Source organism: Anaerosporobacter mobilis DSM 15930, assembly GCF_900142955.1.
GTDB classification, from domain to species: Bacteria; Bacillota; Clostridia; order Lachnospirales; family Lachnospiraceae; genus Anaerosporobacter; species Anaerosporobacter mobilis.
This window is the reverse complement of the sequence record NZ_FRCP01000007.1, coordinates 176,668-199,090: the sequence shown is the minus strand read 5'-3', so window position 1 is coordinate 199,090 and position 22,423 is coordinate 176,668. Positions and strand designations below refer to the sequence as shown.

Here is a 22,423-nt window from a genome sequence, read left to right as displayed (position 1 = left end):
AAAGGCTAAACATTTCTTCATAGTATTTCAACATATTATATGCTATACTGGTATCTTACACGCAAAATACAATTAAGAAATGGAAGATAGAATGCAATTTAATGAAATAAAGTTATTAGACGAATTAATGAATACAATCAAGGAGATAGGTTATTCAGAAGCAACTCCTATTCAAAGTCAAACAATTCCCTTATTATTAGAAGGACATGATGTGTTAGCATGTGCCCAAACTGGTACTGGAAAGACGGCAGCTTACGTACTTCCTATGCTACAGAAACTATCGGGTTCAAAGAGAAAGAAGATTAAAGGATTGATCTTAACTCCAACGAGAGAGTTAGCAAATCAAATCCATGAGAATATCCTACAATTTGGGAAAGGACTAGGCTTAAGCTCGACGGTCATATATGGAGGCGTTGGACAGAATGCACAAGTTAATGCACTTAAAAGTGGGGTAGATATTCTGGTAGCAACCCCAGGTAGATTGAATGACTTAATCGGTCAAGGGTATATTAAGCTAGGTGATGTGGAGATGTTTGTGTTAGACGAAGCAGATCAGATGCTTGATTTAGGATTTATCCATGACATGAAAAAAATCATTCCACTGTTACCAAAGAATCGACAAACTCTATTATTCAGTGCGACGATGCCAAAAGAAATCGAGAAGTTGGCTAGTACAATCTTAAAATCCCCTCAAATTATTAAAGTGGATCCTGTAACAAGTACAGTGGAAGCAATCAATCAAACTGTTTATTATGTAGACCGACCGAACAAGATTTCTTTGTTAACGTATGTTATTAAAGAGAACAAGATGACGAGTGTACTTGTCTTCACGAGGACGAAGATTTTTGCTGATAAAGTAGCGCTAAAACTTAATAAGGCAAAGATTACTGCAATGGCTATTCATGGTGATAAAGGCCAGAATGCAAGAGAACTAGCACTTCGAAATTTTAAAGACGGAAATATTAAAGTACTTGTAGCTACTGATGTAGCGGCAAGAGGTATTGATATAGCTGAACTTAACTATGTAATTAATTATGATATTCCAGATACACCAGAGACATATATTCATCGAATTGGACGAACTGGACGTGCAGGTTATAGTGGTAATGCAATTAATTTCTGTAACTATGATGATATTGATTGCTTAAGAGATATTGAAAAACATATTGGTAAGGTAATTAAGGAAATACCTTCACGCTGGCCGATGGTAATACTTGAAAAGTCAGAACGTAAAGCAAGAAATCAAGTAGTTGCAAAATCAGAGAATAATAAACCGAAACATATAAATATGCAAGGTAAAGAAGTGGTTAAGAGTAAAGAAAAGCGTAAAGAAAAAGATAAAGGAAAGACTACTAGCAAACACAAAGCTATAAATAGTCAAATATCCAAACAAATAAATAAAGATAAAACCAACTCCAGAGGAAAGAGTAGCAAAGAATCTGGAACTTCACATAATGCTAAGACAGATGTGGGCTACAGAAAAAGCAAGAAAATCAATAAAAACAAAAGCTTCACCAAAAGCAAGTAATACCAGTCGATAAAATGGGAAAATATACAAAAAATATTGAATTATCAGTTATTAAGTGATACTATCTATAATTAGGTATATATGTAATATAGATATATTGATTAACAATTGAGGAGGCTAATATGAGTAATGAAAATGTAGGAATTAAGGTAAGAAAATATGATTCGAAGGAAAAGCGCTTCCGGTTGAATAACCTAATTTGTGTAATAATTATATCGATTATGGTGGTAATTGTTGCGGGTGGTATGATACTACAACAATTAACAAGTAGTATGGATAAACCTATTGAGGTGATTATTCCTTCCTTTTTTATGGTATTAAGTGCTGTTGTTGGTTGGGTTTTGTATTGTAAGAATCCATCTTGGAGATTATTATTAATTTTTCCGAATGCGTTGTATACGATTGGGTATGGTTATCTAGTTATTACGTCCAATAATTCATTTGTTATTATGTATGCTTTGCCAATCGCAATAGGTAATTTGCTTTACTTTAATAAGAAGTACATAAGTATAACGAATACAGTTATTATATTATTTAGTATAGTTCGTATTGCCTTAAGTTTTACCGGTGTCTATCCAGAAGCAAGGATGTCTACATTAATGTATTGTGGTATTGATGTTTTACTATGTGCCAATATTATTATGATAGGCTCCGTGTTGGTTCGCTATAATCATGACGCAGTTCATTCTGCTAAAGATCGAGAAATATTACAACAACAAATCTTAGATGATGTATTGAAGATATCTGTGACAGTTGATGAAGAAGCGAATGAAGTAAACAATGAATTGACTGAGTTAGAGAATTCTTCAAAGTTTGTTTCTAATGCAATGGATGAAATCCTAGAAAGTACTAAGACGACTGCAATCAGTATTGAGGAACAGACTTTGATGACACAGAATATTCAAGAGACAATACAAAAAACAGCGAATGTGTCAAAAGAAATGTTAGATGCTACCGATAAATCGAAAGCAGTTGTTACGGATAGTTTAGATGTTGTGAAAGACATGAAAGCACAAGTTGATATTATTGGTAATACGAATGAATCTGTAACAGAATCCATGGAGCGATTACAGAGTAAGACGAAAGAGGTAAAGGAGATAGCTAGCCTGATTTTCGGAATTTCCAATCAAACGAATCTGTTAGCATTGAATGCGTCAATTGAAAGTGCTCGTGCAGGAGAAGCAGGTAGAGGGTTTGCTGTGGTAGCAGAACAGATACGTTTATTAGCAGAACAGACGAGAAAATCAACGGAAGAAATTACAGTTCTCATTGGAGAGTTAGAAGAGAATGCTGGAGATTCCGTTAATAAAGTGAATGAATCTTTGGAGGCAACAACTAGACAGAATGATTTGGTTGTGAAGGCCTCTGAAAGTTTTGAAACAATTGATAAACATGTAGCTGTTTTAACAGATCATGTGAGCATAATGGACCAGATGATTTCTGATTTAAAGACTGCTAATGACAATATAGTTGATAACATAAGCCAGTTATCTGCAACGAGTGAAGAAGTTAATGCAAGTGCCGAGGAATCAGCGAGTACGACACATCAAAACGATGAAAGTACTAAGGCTGTAAAACAGAAATTCGATACAATGCGTGCATCGATTCGAGAAATTGATAAATATCTTCACATGGAACGTGAGAGCCAGAAATTAGATTCTTAAGATATACAACTGGAGGAATGACATGAGTAGAGTTAAGACTATTAAGAAGCAGACACAAAATAGATTTCTCAATCTATATGAACTAGAAGCGAAGCACCGAGATGGTAAGGTGTCTCCGTACTTTTTAGCATCGAGAGCAGAAGACGTTAGTGAACTTAAGATAACAACAGGAAAGAATATACCAGACGGAGTTGCTATCTATGGAATCTATGGAGAGAAAAAGGATAAAGTAGCCTTAGTTAGACAATTTCGTTATCCTATTAATGATTACATCTACGAATTCCCAGCAGGTTTAGTTGAAAAGGGAGAAGATGCGACAGATGCAGCAGTTAGGGAGATGTATGAAGAGACTGGTTTAACCCTTACACCGCTAAGTTGTGAAGAGAGATATACTCGTCCGTTCTTCACCACCATCGGAATGACGGATGAATCTTGTGCTACAGTATATGGATATCTAAGCGGGGAACCAACCAATCTTCACCAAGAAGAGGCTGAGGATATACAAGTTATATTAGCAGACCGAGAGGAATGTAAACGTATTCTTAAAGAGGAAAATGTGGCAATCATCTGTGCGTATATGCTGATGCATTTTATTCATTCAGAAGATGAGCCCTTTGGATTTTTGAAAGTGTAGATATTGTTATATAGTAAATTAATGGTATAGTTGAAAAAAGATGAACCTAGTAAATCAATACTATAGTTCATCTTTTTTGAGTAGTCTAAATATTTTGAGTTAAATTCCTCATCCATTTATATTTAATCGTCCGAGGAAAGCAGATGAAGAATTTCCCGATTTCATCAGCGGTGACCATAAGGAATACAATGTAAACGGGTGCCTTTAACACAACAGCACCTAAGAAGGCCATAGGCAAACCGAATAACCAAGTGCCACAAAAATTAGCCTTAAAACAATAGGTACTGTCACCACCAGCACGAAGAATTCCAACTATAATTGTGAAATTAATCGCACGAAATGGTAATTCAAAAGCTAGGATATATAGCATCTTTTGCGCGTATGATTGAGAAGATTGACTGATTTGGAACATATGCAATATCATAGGTGCGAATAGTACGAGTATAACCGCTACAGCAGCAGCTACTACAGGCGTAAAGATAAGATATTTTTTGCAAAAACGCTTTGCTTTTTCTAGTTGGTTTTGTCCAAGTAGATTACCAATGATGACACTTGCACTATTACCAACACCGATGGAAAGAACCAAAGCCATAGATTTTATAGAATTTACAATTTGTAATGCAGCTTGTGATTCTGTACCAGTGTATTTGTAAGCAATATTATATATGGAATTGCCAATTCCATATATAGCTTCACCAAGTATAATGAATGATCCATAGCGAAAATATTGTTTTACTGTCTGATATTCTATATGGAAGAAGCGTTTAGGATGTACAGCTACGGCAAGCTTTTTGCTATAGGTATAACCGACTATGAATAGGAATTCGATAATACGAGCGATTACAGTTGCAATTGCTGCACCATTAACTCCTAATCTTGGCATACCTACATTTCCAAAGATTAGGCAGTAATTCAACAGCAAATTACAGAGTAACGATAAGATAGTTCCTATCATTGGAACGAATGATATTTGAGTACTTCTTAAGGTTGCAACGAAGACATTAGTGAAAGCCGTAAAGAAATAAGAATAGCCAATGATTCGTATGTAACTCGCACCGATTTTAATAACAGAAGGGTCACTTGAGTAGATGCGAATAATTGTATCTGAAAAAAGGATAGAACAAGTTCCCATAATTGCTGCTAAGATGGCAACTCCGATTATCATAATACCCATGTATTGGTGGACTTTATCAATCTCCTTATTGCCCCAATGTTGTGAGATGAAGATGCTGCCTGCAGCAGTAATACCACCACATAGTAATATATAAACGAAAAACCATGAATTTCCGAGAGAGGTACTTGTGATAGCAACCTCTCCTAGGCTCCCAACCATAAAAACAGCGGTCATGTTCACTAAACTGTTGATTAGATTTTGTATAATTACTGGGATTCCAATTATTAGAATCCCTTGAAAAAATTCTTTTGTTTCATTTGTTGTCGTAGTAATTTGAGTCATAGTATTACCTAACTGTGCGTAGCGAATCGCACGGAGTATGATTGATACGCGTATTTACCAATCCATTAGTATTGAATTTAGTTGGTATGAAGAGAGTCGATTTTTATTACACCGGATACCACATGAAGTTTAATTTTTGCGCCCTCCGATTCCTTAAGTTTTATAGGTTCAAGGACCTCCAAGCCACTATTTTCAGCAAAGTTATATGTACCAAGTATTTCATCATTTTGATACACTTCTAAGACACCAGACTCTTCGCTGATATAGTGAACGAGGAGAGTAGAAGTATCTTTCACATCTTCAAGGGAATAGACAGCGAATTCTTCTTTCTCAAGCTCTAAGACAAATCGTTTAAACCCGCAGTCAAATCCAAATGCTTTTTCTAAATCCTTGTACTGTTCTACGATTTTCATGCCAGTGAGATAGCGGTAGCGTTCTAGATTAGTTTCATTACGAAGTCCGGTATAAGATACTCCTTTACCTGGGAAATGGTCAAAATCGGTACCTCGAATGATACATCCAGGTTGTCTTAATACGGCATTTGATACCGTTTCTAAGTGCTCACAGTTTTCAAGTTTGATATTTTCTAAGAATTCATCAAGTATATTTCTTGCAACCTCATAGCCTGGGTGTATACCACCTTTGGTGTAATCAATAATAGCATCCCAGTTACGTGGCTTATTAATTGAACATGGGGAATTGGAACAGTCCATCTTCTTCCAAGGCCATATATTATAACCAATGCCAAGTTCTGCAGCAAGGGGATACATGGCAGTGAACCATTCTGTATAGTTCTCACCTGTTTCACCTAACCACAATGGACAATCCCATTCTTTCGCTAGTGTTAAGAATTCGCTATAACATGAGATATCAGGTAAACATGCATAACGATGGAAATGAATAATCATCTTATCATCATATTTTTTACAGAATATATTCTTAGCTGAAGCCCAGTGATGCCCTTCTATTGAAATTAGGTGTTTCTTATCTATCTTACGGATTTCCTGAATGGCTACTTCATAAAATTCCTTTAATCTTGGTAAGAGATAATCGAAATCGGTATCATCAGCAAAGCGTTTTGGACGAATCGGTTCGTTTAGGAGATCATAGCCTGCAACGATATAGCGGTCACAGTAGCGGGTAGCTAGTTCCTTCCATAATGCAATACCTTTGTCAAAACAATCTTGATCTGTGAATAATCGCGGAACATCATCGATGGAATCATCAATATTATCTCCGGTCTGTCCACCAGGTGCGCCATGTAAATCTAAGAATACATAGATTCCATGTGTTTCACACCAACCGATACATTGATTAAGCAGTTGAAATCCTTCCTCAACCCAGTGAATTCCTTCACCCTCTTTCATAAAAAGGCGAGCATTTATGGGAATACGTACGGAGTTGTAGCCTAGTTCAGCCATATAACGGATATCAGCTTCGGTTATGTAATTCTGACGATAAGCTTTCCAGAATGAATTGGCATATTCCTCTCCAGTGAGTTCTTCTATAACAGCCTCTATCCTACGAGGGCGATCAAATCGTTTACTACCAAGCGCTTTCCACATATAACCTTCTTGTAATAACCAATTACCTAGCCCCCAGCCAGTTAATATAATCTCTTCTCCTAATTCATTAACGATTTTTTGACCATCTACGTCAAGAAATCCATTTACACGGTTGCGTCTCATATTTTCTTTCATTGAAATTCTCCTTTGTTAACTTTGGTAAAATTATTTGATTACGATTGACCATTTATATCGACTACTAAAATATTGAAACCTTTTAAAATTATAGAAACTTTATAATAATTTTGGGTTTTGTTATAGTTAGTATATAGAGAACTCTTTATAAATAAAATGATTAGAATGGTAGAATTTTTAACCGAAATGGTAGGTGAGGTATATATGTTAGATCAAATATTACAGGAGTATCCACAATTGCGACTCCAGAAGAACGAAGGAAGTTATTACCGAATTGGTGATGATTTTAATAACGGGGTAATGTCATGTGGTTTTATGCGAAAAGAAAAAGGTATAGATTCACAACATAATTTACAATTACAATTTTATAGTTGTTTCATATTATTATCTGGTAAGGGGATATATCGAGACAAAAACGGGAAGGAATATCCTTTACAAGCGGGTTCCTTGGTACAACGCATTCCTGGTGAATTACACACAACAGAGGTAGAAGGAGAAGAGTGGCTGGAGTTTTTTATTAATTTTGGTAAAAGTACATTTGAATATTTACACAGTATGAAACTACTGTCTATAGAAGAACCAGTACGTACGTGTGTAATTACACCAGAGGTAGTAAAGTATTTGATATTCCAACTGGAAAGTTTTAAGCGGGCACGGGTAGAAGAATTGCCAATTTATTTAGTAGAGCTGCAAAAAATGGTACTTCAACTACATAATAGTTGTATAACGAATACTTTGAGTAATCAAAAGATGCTAATGCTTCAGGCAAAGAATCTATTATCAAGCAATTTGGAAGAAGATATCTCGTTAGAATCTTTAGCAACAGAACTTAATATGAGTTATGAAAATTTTCGGAAAGTATTTCGAGAGACACAAGGAGTTTCTCCGATGCAATACCGAACAAGTCAACGGATGCATCGAGCAGAACTTATGATTCTTTCAGGAATTAGCATTAAAGAAACAGCTGCATTGGTTGGGTATTCAGACTGCTATGGATTTTCTAGACAATTCAAAAAAACGATAGGAGTGTCTCCGGCTGCATACCGTAATAGGAAGAGGTTGCCACTATTATTAGAGAATTAGTATAGTTGCAAAGGAAACAGGAAATCTGAAAAAGACTTTACATTCTGTGGTAAATGCATTCCAGTCTGCCCATACCCGTACTGATATCTTAGAATGAATAATGATGTACTAGAATACCAAGACAAAAAAAGTCGATAATCGTAAGAAAATATTAAGTAATATCAGTTTGACAGGTTAGATTTGAGAAACGTATAATGGCTATATATATGGAACTTGTTTTTGATTAAGTAGAAAGGAGATAGTTATGAGGAAAAATCTACTACTTGTATTACTTGGAATATGTTTTCTCTTAATGTTTATAAGTGGTTGTTCAAAAAATAAAGTTAGAGTAACGACAAGTCAGAATACGAAAATTGAAACAGAGCAAGAAGAAAATAACCAAAATGATAATCAAATGAAAGATACTACAGACAACAATGATGTTGATAATGCATTGAATGAAAATCAATCTTTAGATCAGGCAGTAGTGAATGAAGATAGTACATATACATGGGAAGAGATAACTGTCAAAGTTCCAGAGTCGTGGAAAGATAAGTATGTAATTCAAACTTCGGATGATGGATTTTACTTTTTTCAAAAATCTTCCTATGATATCACTGAAGGTATGGGATTCTTGTGTGGTTTCTTCCGTCGTAAAGTAGATGTATTTGATGGAATGGAGGCGACTCCTTTAGCATATACAAAGGATACCCTGTATTGTGCTTCTTATCCAACAGATGTGTCATATTACTACGAGAATGTAGAAATAGCAGATGAGTATATACAGATGTCAAAAGAACTTCCAGTGATGGAAAGATCAATTCATATTACCATAGAAAATGTTAACTACAATCCTAGCGAATATGTATTACCTATGAGTAATACGAAATTATATTCAAAGGAGTATTTAACCTGTTTTGATGATAACCGTTTATGGATTGCAAGAAATGAAATCTTTGCAAGATATGGACGTAAGTTTGATAATCTGTACTTGCAACAATATTTTGATTCTTGTAGTTGGTATGAAGGGACAGTAGCTACGGATAAATTTGATGAATCCATACTGAATGAAATGGAAAAAGCAAATTTACAGGCAATTAAAGGTGCTGAAGAAGAGTATATTAAGACACATCCATATCCTAAGAGATATAAACTCGGAGAACAATTAGAAGCAGATCTTGATGGAGATGGGAAGAAAAATAAGGTAGAGTATCAACTAAAAAAAGATAAAAATTCAGATGATTATAAGGCATATATAACGATTGATGGATCTGCATTTGATTTGGAGGACTTTGGAATCTATCTCATAACTCCAGAAGAGAAAGGTTTCTATATAACAGATTTAGCAGATTATAAAGATGGTCTTGAAATAGCGATTCTAGACTATGGGCCAAGTTATGATTTAGAAACTCATTTCTTTACTTACAATGGTAAGTTGGAACATATCGGTACGGTATCCGGTTTTCCTTTTAAAGAGTATAATGGGTATGATGGTTTGTCTAATCCGTTAACAGTCACAGGAACTATACGTGCAGATATTATTCATACTTGTTATGCGAATGCAGACTGGAGATATGACGTTGATAAGAATAAGTTAGTATTTCAAGAGGACGGATATTATCCATTGGTTGAAAACTCACATGAATTATATGTTGACTTACCAGTTTATTATGAAAAGAGCGAAGATTCTGTTACTAGCATCATTAAAGCGCAGCAAGAAGTTTTCTTTGTATCAACAGATGCAAAAGAATGGATAGAGGTAAAGGGAAAAGATGGAACAAGTGGCTATATGCATATTAAAGACAATAAAATTGTTCCGCTTGGTCGAGATGCTACAGAAGTATTCTCTAATTTGATTTTTGCAGATTAAGATATATTGAAGTAGACCTTTGAAAGCAATTTTTCATATGTTTTCTTGTTAGAAATAGTAAAGTTTACTCGCTGATAGAATCAACGAGTAAACTTTTTTGACATTCGAAATGTTCCTATTAAGAGTATTTCTATTGTCAGTTATGCGTATCTGATAAATAGTATATAATGATAATATACATACAACTTAAAAAGAGTTATTGGATTTTGCAACCAACATGTTCGATACAATTCGTTATTGAGTTTTGGTTTGTTTTGGAATTATATCCAACTTCTATGGAACCTCTACCAAGATCTACGTTTACCATGTTTACCCCATTAATTTTACTTAAGGCGTTTTTAACTTGGGTTTTCTTATCTTCATTAATTAAACCTGAAACGGAATAGTGTATTTTTTCCATAAGAACTCCTTTCGTTACTTTATTAGATACCTATTTAGTGTCTGGATAATGCAAACGAAATATACCAAAAGGATTGACATTAATATATGCTTAACGTATAATAAATAAAGATTTACTTTAGTAGCGAATTATCACTTTAAACTGATAAAGTGATAAAAACAATGATATCGGGTGAAAGAAGCAAATCTGAAAGAAAAAGAATGGATAAAGAAAGATAAGATAAGTAGTATATAAAGAAAGTATAGATTAGAAAGGGTGTTTGATTATGAATGATAAGTTATTACATACACCAGAAGGTGTTCGAGATATATACAATGGAGAATGTGAGAAGAAGTTAATTCTGCAAAATCGTATGCATGAGATATTGAAATTATATGGATTTAAGGACATACAAACCCCTTCCTTCGAGTTCTTTGATATCTTTAGTAAAGAAAGAGGAACGATTGCTTCCAATGATATGTATAAATTCTTTGACCGTGAAGGGAATACCTTGGTATTACGTCCGGATATGACACCAGCTATCGCCAGGTGCGTTGCCAAATACTATAGAAATGAGAACCTTCCAATTCGTCTTTGCTATATGGGAAGTACGTTTATTAACAATAGTAGTTATCAAGGTAAACTGAAAGAGACCACACAACTTGGCGCTGAATTGATTAATGATTCCTCTGTAGATGCGGATGCGCAGATGATTGCTATGTCTATTGAATGTTTAAAGAAGGTTGGTTTAAGGGAATTCCAATTAGAGATCGGTCATGTAGATTTCTTCAATGGTTTAGTGGAAGAAGCTTGTTTTGAAGAGGAAGAGATTGAACAATTGCGTGCAGCAATTGAAGATAAAAACTTATTCGGAGTTGAGGAATTAGTGTCAAGTAAGCCAATTACCTCGAAGTTAAAGGAAGTATTATTCAAACTCCCTGAGTTGTTTGGCAATGAGGATATCCTCGATTACGCGAATAAGATGATTAGCAATGAGAAAGCAAGAAAAGCAATTGAACGTCTGAAGGACGTATATGATATACTGAAGCTATATGGTCTAGGTAATTATGTTACGTTTGATCTTGGAATGCTTAGCAAATACAAATATTATACGGGTATTATATTCCGTGGCTTTACGTATGGTACAGGTGCCGCCATCGTAACGGGTGGTCGTTATGATAAATTAGTTTGCCAATTTGGCAAGGATTCAGCAGCAATTGGAGTTGCTGTTGTAGTGGACCAGTTAATGAATGCTTTATCTAGACAAAAGATTGATGTAGAACTATTAGAGAACAATACTTTGATTTTATATCGTGAAGAGTTCAGAAAATCAGCAATTACTTTAGCTGGATATTTTAGAAGCCATGGGATGAATATTGAGATGTTAACGGTAACCCCTTCTTTTGCAATTAATAATTATAAAGAATATGCAAAACGAATAGGCACAGGCGGTATATTGGTTATGGAAGATAGTGAGACCATTCAAGTAATCAATATGAAAGAAAATATAACAAACATCGTTAAGATGTCAGATCTGATTCAGTAGGGGAAGGAGTGTATAAGTAATATGAGATATTTAACATTTGCATTAGCTAAAGGTCGTTTGGCAAAGAAAACATTATCTATCTTAGAACGGATTGGAATTACCTGTGAAGAGATGAAAGATCCCAATTCTAGAAAATTAATCTTCGTAAACGAAGAATTGAAATTAAAGTTTTTTCTTTCCAAAGCAACAGATGTCCCTACTTATGTAGAGTATGGTGCAGCAGATATCGGTGTCGTTGGTAAAGATACCATTATGGAAGAAGGACGTAAGTTATATGAGGTAATTGATTTGGGGCTTGGGAAATGCAGAATGTGTGTGGCGGGTCCTGCCTCAGCAAAGGATTTGCTAAACCATGGAGAATTAATTCGTGTTGCTACCAAATATCCCAATATTGCAAAGGATTATTTCTATAATGTGAAGCATCAAACCGTGGAGATTATTAAGCTAAATGGTTCGATTGAGTTAGCTCCAATAGTTGGGTTATCAGAAGTAATCGTTGATATTGTGGAAACTGGTTCGACTCTACGCGAGAATGGATTAGAAGTGTTAGAAGAAATCTGTCCTTTATCTGCACGTATGGTGGTTAATCAAGTTAGTATGAAGATGGAGCACGAGAGAATTCAAAAACTAATTACAGATCTAAAAGGTGTTATCGGATAAAATCAAATTTTGATTTAGTTGCATGATTTTCTTGCGATAAGTTATATTATAGGAAAATAATACTAGGATTTTGTCAGCATTCATTGTAAAATAGATTATATCAATAAGTATGTTTGATTGAAGGACGTAGTCACGAATTGTTATAATAGAATTATGATAGATTTAAACTGAATTCCTAGTTTACATAGTTTGCAGTGAAGGAGAGAATTCCATGAGAATAGTGAAGATATACGAACAGTCAAAAAATAATATATTAGAGAATTTATTACAAAGAAGCCCAAGTCAATATGAAGAGTATTCTGATCGTGTGAATGCTATTTTGAGTGATGTTAGAACGAAAAAAGACGAAGCTCTATTTAATTATACAAAGCGTTTTGATGGATGTGAATTAACCCAGGATACCATTCGTGTATCAGAGTCGGAGATTGAAGAAGCGTATACAGTCGTTGATACCTCTTTATTAGATGTAATACGTAAAGCAATTGTTAATATTCGTAATTATCATGAGAAGCAAAAGCAATACAGCTGGTTTGATTCAACTCCAGAAGGAACTATTCTTGGACAGAAAGTTACAGCACTAGAGAGTGTAGGCGTATATGTACCAGGTGGGAAGGCTGCGTATCCATCTTCTGTATTAATGTGTGTAATCCCAGCCAAGGTAGCAGGAGTTGAACGAATCGTTATGGTTACGCCACCAGGTAAAGATGGAAAAGTTAATCCCAATACCTTAGTTGCTGCAAAAGAAGCGGGTGTTACAGAAGTTTATAAAGTGGGTGGAGCCCAAGCAATTGGGGCCCTTGCTTATGGAACAGAAAGCATTAAGAAAGTATGTAAGATAGTTGGTCCTGGTAATATATATGTTGCATTAGCAAAGAAAGCTGTTTTTGGCTATGTTAGCATCGATTCTATTGCAGGACCAAGTGAAATCTTAGTGTTAGCAGATGAGACAGCGAATCCAAGATTTGTTGCAGCAGATTTACTATCGCAAGCTGAACATGATGAATTAGCATCAGCAATCTTAGTTACAACTAGCAAAGAACTTGCAGAGAAAGTATCGGAAGAAGTAGAAGGATTTGTTAAGGTATTATCAAGAAAAGAGATTATTCAACAATCATTAGATAATTACGGATATATCTTATTAGCGGATACGATGGATGAAGCTATTGAAGTAGCGAACGAGATAGCTTCTGAACATTTGGAAATCATCACGAAGGACCCGTTTAATACCATGACAAAGATTCGTAACGCAGGTGCAATATTCCTTGGGAGTTATAGCAGTGAACCACTTGGAGATTATTTTGCTGGTCCAAACCATGTATTACCAACCAATGGTACAGCCAAATTCTTCTCTCCTTTAAGCGTAGACGACTATATCAAGAAATCTAGCATTATCTCTTATTCCAGAGAAGCGCTAGAGCCAATACACAAGGATATTATTAAATTCGCAACAGAAGAACAGTTAACTGCACATGCAAATTCCATTGCAGTTCGTTTTGAAAAATAGCATAAGAGAGGAAGATATCTATGATTAACAGAACATCGAAGATAAATCGTAAGACGAATGAGACGGATATTCAATTAGAACTAGACTTAGATGGATCAGGCGTTACAAAAATCGATACAGGAATTGGATTCTTTGATCATATGCTTAATAGTTTTGCAAGGCACGGATTTATGGATTTAAATCTCAGAGTATCTGGAGATTTACATGTAGATGGGCATCATACAGTTGAGGATACAGGAATTGTTCTTGGTCAGGCAATTAAAGAAGCAATTGGTGATAAGAAGGGAATTAAGCGGTATGGTTCTGTAATATTACCAATGGATGAAACCCTTATGTTATGCTCACTAGACTTATCGGGTAGACCTTATTTTGTATATAATGTTGAACTAACTACAGACCGAGTAGGATATCTTGATACTGAGTTAGTGAAAGAATTTTTCTATGCAGTATCGTATTCTTCAGGAATGAATCTTCATATTAAGCAGCTTGACGGAAGTAATAATCATCACATAATAGAAGCAATCTTTAAAGCGTTTGCAAAAGCCTTAGATGAAGCAACCAAATACGATGAACGTATAACAGATGTTCTTTCAACCAAAGGAGCTCTATAATCAACGAATAAGACTATGTTCATCATAGTCACCAAGTATAACAAACTCATTACACGCGACAAAACAAGGAGGTCAACTATGCAATTATATCCAGCAATCGATATTAGAAACGGGCAATGTGTAAGATTAAGACAGGGACAGTTTCATGATCAAGAAATCTATTCAAATTCACCGGCTAAAGTAGCTAAACAATGGGAAGATCAAGGCGCAACGTTTATTCATCTGGTTGACTTAGATGGTGCTTTACATGGTCATGGTGTGAACGAAGACGTGATCAAAGAAATTACGAATACAGTTTCAATCCCGGTTCAAGTTGGTGGTGGAATTCGTACGATCAAAGATATAGAGAATAAGATCAATCTTGGTGTAAACCGTGTAATTATCGGAACAAAAGCAGTTGAGAATCCAGCATTTATTAAAGAAGCAATCAGTATGTTTGGGGCGGATCGTATTGTTATTGGTATTGATGCCAAGAATGGTATGGTGGCAATTGAAGGTTGGGAAAAGATTAGTAGCTATAATGCGGTGACTTTAGCTATTCAGATGAGAGAACTTGGAGTTAAGACAATTGTTTATACAGATATTGCAAAAGATGGTATGTTACAAGGACCAAACGTTGAATGCACGAAAGAAATGGTAGACGCTACAGGTTTAGATATCATTGCTTCTGGTGGTGTATCTTCGCTGAAAGACTTAGAGTCAGTAAACCAAGTTAACGTACATGGAGCAATTATTGGTAAAGCATTATATGAAAATCGTATTAATCTCGAAGAAGCAATTATGCTATTTGAAAAGAAGTAATTGTATAATTAAGTTATAATTGTTAATAAGTATAGCTAAGGTAATTATACAGTTCTGGGGCGATATACTTGAGATTGGTATAAATAGTAGGAGGAATAAGGATGGCATGTAAGAAAGTTATCCCATATATGAATATAGAGAATGAAGTAGTAGCCAATGTGCTGACTGCGTCAGAGAAGTATGCAGCAGAGGGTGCTGATGAATTATTTATCTTTGATTATTCCGTGGATGAGTATTCAAAAGAAGAGTTATTACGAGTAGCAAAGACCTTAGCGAAGACAGTTGATGTACCTTTCATTCTAGGTTTACATGTTAAGAGATTTGAAGACGTAAAGAAAGCAATGTATACAGGAGCTTCCTATGTTATGTTGAAACACTCTTGTATTGAAGATTATTCTGTGGTTAAGGAATCTACAGAACGATTCGGCAAGGATAAAGTAATTATCGAAATCGATTCAATCAAACAATTCAGAGAACCAGGATATATCGACAAGTTGATTGAATGTGGTGTATCTGCGATTATGTTAAAGCATCTTACCATGAATGATGAATTAGCAAATGAGATTGCAAATTGTTCCTTACCAGTAATGATTCGTGATAGTTTAACTAGAAACGATATCAAAGATCTTATGCGAGTAGATCAGGTTTTTGCCGTATCAACCAATTACTTCGAGAATAAGGATCTAATGAAAGTAAAATACTATCTAAAGGAACAAAATATTGAAGTAAATACTTTCGAAAGCACCATTGCCTTTTCTGAATTAAAACTAAACGAAGATGGTTTGATTCCTGTAATCGCACAAGATTATAAAACAAGTGAAGTTTTAATGCTTGCTTATATGAATGAAGAGGCGTTCAATCAAACGGTTAAAACAGGAAGAATGACTTATTACAGTAGAAGTCGTAGAGAACTTTGGTGTAAGGGTGATACTTCAGGTCATTATCAATATATGAAAGCGTTAGATTTAGATTGTGACAAAGATACGATTTTAGCAAAAGTCCGTCAAGTGGGTGCAGCTTGTCATACTGGAAGTCGTTCTTGTTTCTATACGGAGATTGTTAAGAGAGAGTATGATGACACGAATCCTCTTACTGTATTCTCACAAGTTTATGATGTGATTATGGATCGTAAATTGCACCCAAAAGAAGGTTCCTATACGAATTATCTGTTTGATAAGGGAATTGATAAGATTCTCAAGAAATGTGGAGAAGAAGCAACAGAAATCGTAATTGCTGCTAAGAATCCAGATTCAGAAGAACTAAAGTATGAGATATCAGATTTCTTATACCATATGATGGTTTTAATGGCGGAATGTGGGCTTGATTGGAATGATGTTGTGAAAGAATTAGCACATAGAAGATAGTACGGCCTTACCGTGTATTATAAAAGATACAATTATTTTTACTATTTATTTGTATATTTTGATTTCATATTGTATAATCTTATTAGTATTACAAAGGAGCACCAATAAGGAGGCATTATCATGGTATTTTTAGGTCATTTATTAACTGCAATTGTAGAATTCATTGTAATTGCTGGAGTAGCCGTAGGTGGAATATTCTTAGGCAAATTCTTAAGTGAGAAAAAGCGTGGCAAAGCTAATTAATAGTTATTGCATCTAGCACAAATCCTTTTATAAGGTTATATAAACGATACAATTATGTATATTGAATGTGGAGTGCACCCCACATGTTAGATAAAATATTTAACATGTGGAGGTGCATTTTATTATGTAATTAAAATGCCAAAAGGTATTATGTATCGAAAGATAATTGCTTAATACAGTATAAAATAATTTTGTAAATAATGCATACACTATAAAATATTGAACGATGGTAATAATTATGTATATTTACAAGGAGCTGCCTTATGAAAACGAATGAAAGGCTTACTGAAGCATACAAACATGCAAAACAAATGAATATTGATGAAACTTCCAAATACATCTTTTTTAGTGATCTTCATCGTGGGGATGATAGCATCTCAGATGAATTTGCAAGAAATCAAACATTAATGGTAAGTGCATTACAATATTATTATAAGAATGGTTATACGTATGTTGAAGTGGGAGATGGTGATGAATTATGGGAACATTCGAATTTCAAACATATCCGTACTGCGCATACGGATGTATTTACAGTGTTAAAGGAATTTTATAAGGATAAACGATTTATTATGTTATATGGGAATCACAATATATATCTCAAGAGTCGTCATTATGTTATGATGAACTATTATTTTTACTATGATGAATTTACGGAATCAGAAGAGGAATTATTCGTTGGACTTAAACCAAGTGAAGCATTGCGGTTATCCTATACACCAACGGGGCAGGAGATTCTAGTCATACATGGGCATCAAGGGGATTTCTTAAATGACCAATGCTGGTTTTTATCAATGATTGCTCTTCGTTATTTCTGGAAGTTTATGCGCCTTGTTGGATTTCGAAATCCAGCCAGTCCAGCTAAGAATCAATCGAAACGACATAAAATAGAAAAAAACTTTACAAAGTGGATAAAAAAACACAATGTTATGTTGATTTGTGGCCACACACATCGACTAAAGTTTCCTCATAAAGATCAACTGCCATACTTTAATACGGGGTGTTGTATTCATACCAAGGGTATTACAGGAATTGAAATTATTAATGGTGAAATTATGTTGGTTCAGTGGAGAATTCATGCAGATCTTGATGGAATTTTACGTGTAAAACGTATGGTTATTAAGGAAGGGCTGCCAATAAAAGATATTCATTTCTAATATACAATTTGAAATTTACAATTCAAAAATGCAATAGATAAATAACGACAAAATCCGTTATAAGTTGATATGTTTTTCGTAATATGGTACTATTAGATTATTGGATATGGTAATATTTACATGTTATAATATAACTTATGGTATACAACGTAGTTGTTTCTAGGGGTACACGAAGTGTAATCCAGTAGCAAAGTCAAGAGAATTGACTTGAAAGAGCCATAAGTTAACTTGAGAAATTACAAAGTGATTTCTCAGGTTTATTATTATTAGATTCTAATGTTTAGGCTAGGAAGAGAAACAACGTAGTTCAATAAGATGATGGAGTGGTGAGGATGAAGAAGAAAAGAAAGGTACTAGCGTGTTTATTAATTATCATATTAGTTACGCAAATTTCGATACGGAATATATCTGATGCAAAAACTGTAGCTGATACAAAAACTGTAGACAAAACTGCAATCCAAACAGCGGACGGTTTGAATGGCGGTGATTTATTACCAATTGCAATTACGGAAGTAACTAAGGAACAGATTAAGGAGGTTCCGACCTATAATCAAAACATAAAAAAGAGGAATTTGACATTCGCAACAACGAAAACCTCATATTCATCAACGTATGGGTATGACCTGCTAGCGAATGATACATATAAGGGTGTGTATCAAGATTTGGTGGCTGCGTGCGAAGTGTTCACGAAGTCAGACAATGATGCGACTTTAGTATCTGATAATATATATGGAGCACTTACTGTGACAGTAGAAGAGAATACATTGCGTACATCTGAACTGGATGCGATACTTTGCTCCTTATATTATGATCACCCAGAGTTTTATTGGTTAGATTCATTTGCTTATACACATAATGCAAACTATATTGTTTCTATTACAGCTTTTTGTTCTAATGAGTATCGATTAGGAACAACTAGAACTGCATTAAACACTAAGATGGATACAGAAATTAAACGGTATTTAAATCTAGTGAATGGAGTGAGTAGCGATTACAAGAAAGAGTTAATTATCCATGACGAGATAATTAACCAAGTACAGTATGCTTTTGATAATAAGGGAAATCCTAGTGTAGAAAAATGGGCACATTCCATAGTTGGTGTGTTTGATACAAGTTATAACAGAGTGGTTTGTGAAGGATACGCAAAAGCGTTTCAGTTACTTATGAATGCATGCGGTATTGAATGTATCTATGTACCGGGTACAGCAAATGGGTCTGGACATGGGTGGAACAAAGTTAAATTAGATGGGGATTGGTATAACGTGGATGTTACATGGGACGATCCTACAAGTGGGAATGGTACACCTATATTATCACATGACTATTTTAACGTGACAGATGCCAAGTTATTAACCAATCATACGCCTGGTAATACTATGTCTACAGGAATCAATAGTTGGTGTTATAGTCTTCCGGTTTCTAATGCAATCATCTACAAATACGTGAATTCAGATAGTAGTCAAAAATACACGATTAAGTATAATCAAACAGCAAATGCTACTGTAACATTATATAATCAAGGAGCGGTAGTTGCAACAGACAGTGCAGTTGCCTCGGGAAGCGCAATTACGGTAGAAGCAGTACCTAAGGATCAAGATAATACATATATAGCAACGTATAGCATTAATAACCAATCTGCTATCACCATGAATGAAAAGATCGATCAGACTTCAGGAAAAATATCATATTCTAATACCTTCGTTATGCCAGAGTCTGATGTTAATGTTGCTGTCACCTTAACACAGGTAGTAAAGAAATATTCGGTAACATTTAATTCAAAGGGTGGCAGCGCTGTTCAGAAGATAACTGATATTGTGGAAGGTTCCACGATCACGTTACCTACAGAGCCTAAATACAAGGGATATGTATTCGGTGGTTGGTATGAGGATGAGGAATATAAAGTTGTCTTTAATGAATCTTCTGTTGTAAATAAAGATATGACACTCTATGCTAAATGGATTGCTTCAGAACTTGTTAAAATAGAAGCTAACTATTCCGGAATTAACTTAATTGTGGGAACCGGAATTAATAAATCGGATATTGATGTATTTGCTGTTTATGATGATGGTAATCGTGAGTTGTTATCAGCTAGCAAATTCTCAATATATCCAGAAACGATTGATAATACTGGAAATAATACAATCGAAGTAAGTTATAGTGGTAAAACTGCCAATGTTATCATCTATGGAGTTGAAGAATCAAGATTATGTACGGTGTCATTTGATTCTCAAGGGGGTAGTAGTGTGAGCCCGATTAAGAATGTAAAGCATGGTGACAAAATCACTTTACCAACAAATCCTACTATGAATGGCTATTTCTTTGGAGGCTGGTACACGCAGAAAGCCTGTTTAACTAAATTTATTTCGGATTCTGAAATTACCTCGGATATTACACTATATGCGAAATGGGTTTCTCTATTAAGTGATCCGAAGAATACGATTAAGAACATTAGTGCTACCTATACGGGTAACAGTATCTTAGTTGGAAATTCTATTTCAAAATCAGATGTCAAAGTTACAGTAACAGATATGAATGGTGTAAAACATAGTGTTACAGATTTTACCATACCAAATTATAAGATAACCGTTGTCGGGAATAATACATTAACAGCAACGTTTGGTGGTTTCTCCACAAACTTCACGGTTAAAGGTATTAGCACACAAAGTGGTGGAAACGATAATTATAAATATGTAACATTTATATCGGCTGGTTATTACGGTGGCCCGGTTGAAGTGGGTTCAAGTGTTGATCCGAATAATATCACAGTTATCGCTGCGTATAATGATAACTCCGTTGCGTATATTACTGATTTTTCACTTTCGAATACAGTAATTACTTCATTAGGTACGAATACGATTTACGTATATTATTCAGGTTATACAGCCACGGTTACCGTTACTGGTATAGCAAAAGGTTCCTCTACGCCGACTACACCTGTACAGCCACCGACCTCTACAACAGTAATAGCAGCTTCATCTTCCATAAGTACGTCTGTAATTAAAGGTGGATATCAAGGTATTGTATTTCCAAGAATTAGTTTAACTACGAATCCAACGTATTCAACCATTACTGCTGAGATTGAAGAGAAAGTGTTAGCATCTGCAATTGCAGGTAAAGACCTTGGTAATACAAATATTTTACAACTTACACTAAATAGTATTGGATCGCAGGTGTTAACGCAGTTGTATCGTGCCAATGTAAATGAAGTGTATGTGAAGGTTTGCATGCCAATCCAATATTATGGAAGGAATGATATTCAAATTTCGAATATTGCATTTGACAATGCTACGTTAACTCGAATTAAAGATAGTAGTAAGAGTGTGTATATTCAATATGTTGGTTCATCGTATAGTACAGAAACCGGTAAGACATATTATACAAATCCTATTTGTACCCTAACGCTAAAAGGAAAAGAATTTCACTCGACTGCTAATACTAACGTTGCATTACGAGTTACTTCATTAGAGAAGGATTATCAAATAGAATCTGCCGTAAATCAATATCTGAAAGCAGAAGACAGAGGCAACGGTATAGTCGTTACATTAGGACAGAATGGAGAGTTAAATAATTTTGGATCGGTAACAGTTGATGTAGGTGGTTCTTTAGGGAAAGAAAGTGGCGATAAAGTTTACGTATATGGATATAATGCGTCTACGAAGAAGTTAGAAGAACTACCGATTACAAAGTATACGGTTGACAAGAATCAAAATATATCCTTAGCGGTTTGCACATATTCTAAATATGTAATTCTAAAGGAGGAAACAGATCAAAAGGTTACTACGATTGCTAGCCGTTCAAAAGTTAGTAAATCACTTACGATGAAGAAGGACAATAACAAGCAGCTTATAATTACATTAACGCCGGATATCAGTAAAGATGACGTGAAGATTACATATAAATCTAGTAATTCGAAAGTTGCGTATGTATCCAAAGTTGGAAAAGTGTACGGTAAGAAAAAGGGAAACGCAGTGATTACAACAACTATTACATATGGTAAAAACTCGAAGAAATTCACTACTAAGATAGTTGTAAAATAATACTCAAAGCGTATATTTCGTAAATGGCTTGACAATTTATTATATTTCTATATACTAGAATGTATGAGAAAACCGATGATTAAGAAGAGTAGACAAAGGGTAGAAATTACAGAGAGCTGTATAGGGTGAGAGTACGGTATTTTGAATTTGTTGAATGGGCTTATGAGGGCAACCCGAACGATGAAGTAGGCGTTGACGGAAATCCTAACC

At 34.9% G+C, this 22,423-nt stretch carries 17 protein-coding genes; 14 read left to right on the top strand and 3 right to left on the bottom strand.

Going from position 1 to position 22,423, the window contains the following annotated elements; translation table 11 throughout:
• Positions 1-91 precede the first annotated feature (91 nt).
• The 3 genes from BUB90_RS05825 to BUB90_RS05815 all read left to right on the top strand — a co-directional run bounded on the left by BUB90_RS05825 (position 92) and on the right by BUB90_RS05815 (position 3,826).
• On the top strand, positions 92-1,528 hold the full coding sequence (locus BUB90_RS05825; RefSeq protein WP_073284453.1) for a DEAD/DEAH box helicase: 1,437 nt from the start codon (positions 92-94) through the stop codon (positions 1,526-1,528).
• Between the two features lie 122 nt (positions 1,529-1,650).
• Positions 1,651-3,192 carry a methyl-accepting chemotaxis protein gene (locus tag BUB90_RS05820; protein WP_073284450.1) on the top strand — a complete coding sequence of 514 codons (1,542 nt, stop codon included), beginning with the start codon at positions 1,651-1,653 and terminating at the stop codon, positions 3,190-3,192.
• Between the two features lie 22 nt (positions 3,193-3,214).
• Positions 3,215-3,826 carry an NUDIX hydrolase gene (locus BUB90_RS05815; RefSeq protein ID WP_073284446.1) on the top strand — a complete coding sequence of 204 codons (612 nt, stop codon included), beginning with the start codon at positions 3,215-3,217 and terminating at the stop codon, positions 3,824-3,826.
• Positions 3,827-3,911: 85 nt separating this feature from the next.
• Here the strand turns inward: BUB90_RS05815 and BUB90_RS05810 are convergent, their stop codons facing one another.
• Together BUB90_RS05810 and BUB90_RS05805 are read right to left on the bottom strand one after the other, a co-directional pair.
• Positions 3,912-5,282, bottom strand: a complete 1,371-nt coding sequence (locus BUB90_RS05810; protein ID WP_073284444.1) for an MATE family efflux transporter — start codon at positions 5,280-5,282, stop codon at positions 3,912-3,914.
• A gap of 77 nt (positions 5,283-5,359) precedes the next feature.
• Positions 5,360-6,982, bottom strand: a complete 1,623-nt coding sequence (locus tag BUB90_RS05805; protein WP_073284442.1) for a glycoside hydrolase family 5 protein — start codon at positions 6,980-6,982, stop codon at positions 5,360-5,362.
• A 204-nt stretch (positions 6,983-7,186) separates the two neighbouring features.
• Between BUB90_RS05805 and BUB90_RS05800 the strand changes: the two genes are divergently transcribed.
• Positions 7,187-8,065 carry an AraC family transcriptional regulator gene (locus tag BUB90_RS05800; protein ID WP_170865442.1) on the top strand — a complete coding sequence of 293 codons (879 nt, stop codon included), beginning with the start codon at positions 7,187-7,189 and terminating at the stop codon, positions 8,063-8,065.
• Positions 8,066-8,309: 244 nt separating this feature from the next.
• Positions 8,310-9,914: a YARHG domain-containing protein gene (locus BUB90_RS05795; RefSeq protein WP_084139117.1), complete on the top strand. Its 1,605-nt coding sequence runs from the start codon at positions 8,310-8,312 to the stop codon at positions 9,912-9,914.
• Between the two features lie 196 nt (positions 9,915-10,110).
• Here BUB90_RS05795 and BUB90_RS05790 read toward each other — a convergent pair whose 3' ends face one another.
• Complete coding sequence (locus tag BUB90_RS05790) at positions 10,111-10,314, bottom strand: heavy-metal-associated domain-containing protein (RefSeq protein ID WP_073284435.1); 204 nt, start codon at positions 10,312-10,314, stop codon at positions 10,111-10,113.
• A 265-nt stretch (positions 10,315-10,579) separates the two neighbouring features.
• On the opposite strand from BUB90_RS05790, the gene hisZ reads away from it, so the two are divergent.
• The 9 genes from hisZ (at position 10,580) to BUB90_RS05750 (ending at position 22,213) form a co-directional block, all read left to right on the top strand.
• Entirely contained in the window at positions 10,580-11,839 is a 1,260-nt protein-coding gene (gene hisZ, locus BUB90_RS05785) for an ATP phosphoribosyltransferase regulatory subunit (protein WP_073284432.1), read from the top strand.
• A 21-nt stretch (positions 11,840-11,860) separates the two neighbouring features.
• On the top strand, positions 11,861-12,499 hold the full coding sequence (gene hisG, locus BUB90_RS05780; RefSeq protein WP_073284429.1) for an ATP phosphoribosyltransferase: 639 nt from the start codon (positions 11,861-11,863) through the stop codon (positions 12,497-12,499).
• Positions 12,500-12,710: 211 nt separating this feature from the next.
• The gene (gene hisD / locus BUB90_RS05775) at positions 12,711-14,003 is read left to right on the top strand and encodes a histidinol dehydrogenase (RefSeq protein ID WP_073284425.1); all 1,293 of its coding nucleotides are present in this window, start codon (positions 12,711-12,713) and stop codon (positions 14,001-14,003) included.
• A gap of 20 nt (positions 14,004-14,023) precedes the next feature.
• Positions 14,024-14,614 carry an imidazoleglycerol-phosphate dehydratase HisB gene (gene hisB, locus BUB90_RS05770; protein ID WP_170865441.1) on the top strand — a complete coding sequence of 197 codons (591 nt, stop codon included), beginning with the start codon at positions 14,024-14,026 and terminating at the stop codon, positions 14,612-14,614.
• Positions 14,615-14,692: 78 nt separating this feature from the next.
• Complete coding sequence (gene hisA / locus BUB90_RS05765) at positions 14,693-15,415, top strand: 1-(5-phosphoribosyl)-5-[(5-phosphoribosylamino)methylideneamino]imidazole-4-carboxamide isomerase (protein ID WP_073284422.1); 723 nt, start codon at positions 14,693-14,695, stop codon at positions 15,413-15,415.
• 101 nt (positions 15,416-15,516) lie between these two features.
• Complete coding sequence (gene hisIE / locus BUB90_RS05760) at positions 15,517-16,779, top strand: bifunctional phosphoribosyl-AMP cyclohydrolase/phosphoribosyl-ATP diphosphatase HisIE (RefSeq protein WP_073284419.1); 1,263 nt, start codon at positions 15,517-15,519, stop codon at positions 16,777-16,779.
• Positions 16,780-16,899: 120 nt separating this feature from the next.
• Positions 16,900-17,022 (top strand): hypothetical protein, encoded by a 123-nt coding sequence (locus BUB90_RS24090; protein WP_278277262.1) that lies wholly within the window; start codon positions 16,900-16,902, stop codon positions 17,020-17,022.
• Positions 17,023-17,285: 263 nt separating this feature from the next.
• Entirely contained in the window at positions 17,286-18,176 is an 891-nt protein-coding gene (locus BUB90_RS05755) for a metallophosphoesterase (RefSeq protein WP_073284416.1), read from the top strand.
• A 332-nt stretch (positions 18,177-18,508) separates the two neighbouring features.
• Complete coding sequence (locus BUB90_RS05750; protein ID WP_073284412.1) at positions 18,509-22,213, top strand: InlB B-repeat-containing protein; 3,705 nt, start codon at positions 18,509-18,511, stop codon at positions 22,211-22,213.
• Positions 22,214-22,423: the final 210 nt, after the last annotated feature.

Coding starts and splice junctions, on each gene's coding strand:
- BUB90_RS05750 (WP_073284412.1), top strand. CDS start 18,509: ATGAAGAAGAAAAGAAAGGTACTAGCGTGTTTATTAATTATCATATTA.
- hisG (WP_073284429.1), top strand. CDS start 11,861: ATGAGATATTTAACATTTGCATTAGCTAAAGGTCGTTTGGCAAAGAAA.
- BUB90_RS05800 (WP_170865442.1), top strand. CDS start 7,187: ATGTTAGATCAAATATTACAGGAGTATCCACAATTGCGACTCCAGAAG.
- hisIE (WP_073284419.1), top strand. CDS start 15,517: ATGGCATGTAAGAAAGTTATCCCATATATGAATATAGAGAATGAAGTA.
- hisB (WP_170865441.1), top strand. CDS start 14,024: ATGATTAACAGAACATCGAAGATAAATCGTAAGACGAATGAGACGGAT.
- BUB90_RS24090 (WP_278277262.1), top strand. CDS start 16,900: ATGGTATTTTTAGGTCATTTATTAACTGCAATTGTAGAATTCATTGTA.
- BUB90_RS05820 (WP_073284450.1), top strand. CDS start 1,651: ATGAGTAATGAAAATGTAGGAATTAAGGTAAGAAAATATGATTCGAAG.
- BUB90_RS05755 (WP_073284416.1), top strand. CDS start 17,286: ATGAAAACGAATGAAAGGCTTACTGAAGCATACAAACATGCAAAACAA.
- BUB90_RS05795 (WP_084139117.1), top strand. CDS start 8,310: ATGAGGAAAAATCTACTACTTGTATTACTTGGAATATGTTTTCTCTTA.
- BUB90_RS05815 (WP_073284446.1), top strand. CDS start 3,215: ATGAGTAGAGTTAAGACTATTAAGAAGCAGACACAAAATAGATTTCTC.
- hisD (WP_073284425.1), top strand. CDS start 12,711: ATGAGAATAGTGAAGATATACGAACAGTCAAAAAATAATATATTAGAG.
- hisA (WP_073284422.1), top strand. CDS start 14,693: ATGCAATTATATCCAGCAATCGATATTAGAAACGGGCAATGTGTAAGA.
- hisZ (WP_073284432.1), top strand. CDS start 10,580: ATGAATGATAAGTTATTACATACACCAGAAGGTGTTCGAGATATATAC.
- BUB90_RS05805 (WP_073284442.1), bottom strand. CDS start 6,982: ATGAAAGAAAATATGAGACGCAACCGTGTAAATGGATTTCTTGACGTA.
- BUB90_RS05790 (WP_073284435.1), bottom strand. CDS start 10,314: ATGGAAAAAATACACTATTCCGTTTCAGGTTTAATTAATGAAGATAAG.
- BUB90_RS05810 (WP_073284444.1), bottom strand. CDS start 5,282: ATGACTCAAATTACTACGACAACAAATGAAACAAAAGAATTTTTTCAA.
- BUB90_RS05825 (WP_073284453.1), top strand. CDS start 92: ATGCAATTTAATGAAATAAAGTTATTAGACGAATTAATGAATACAATC.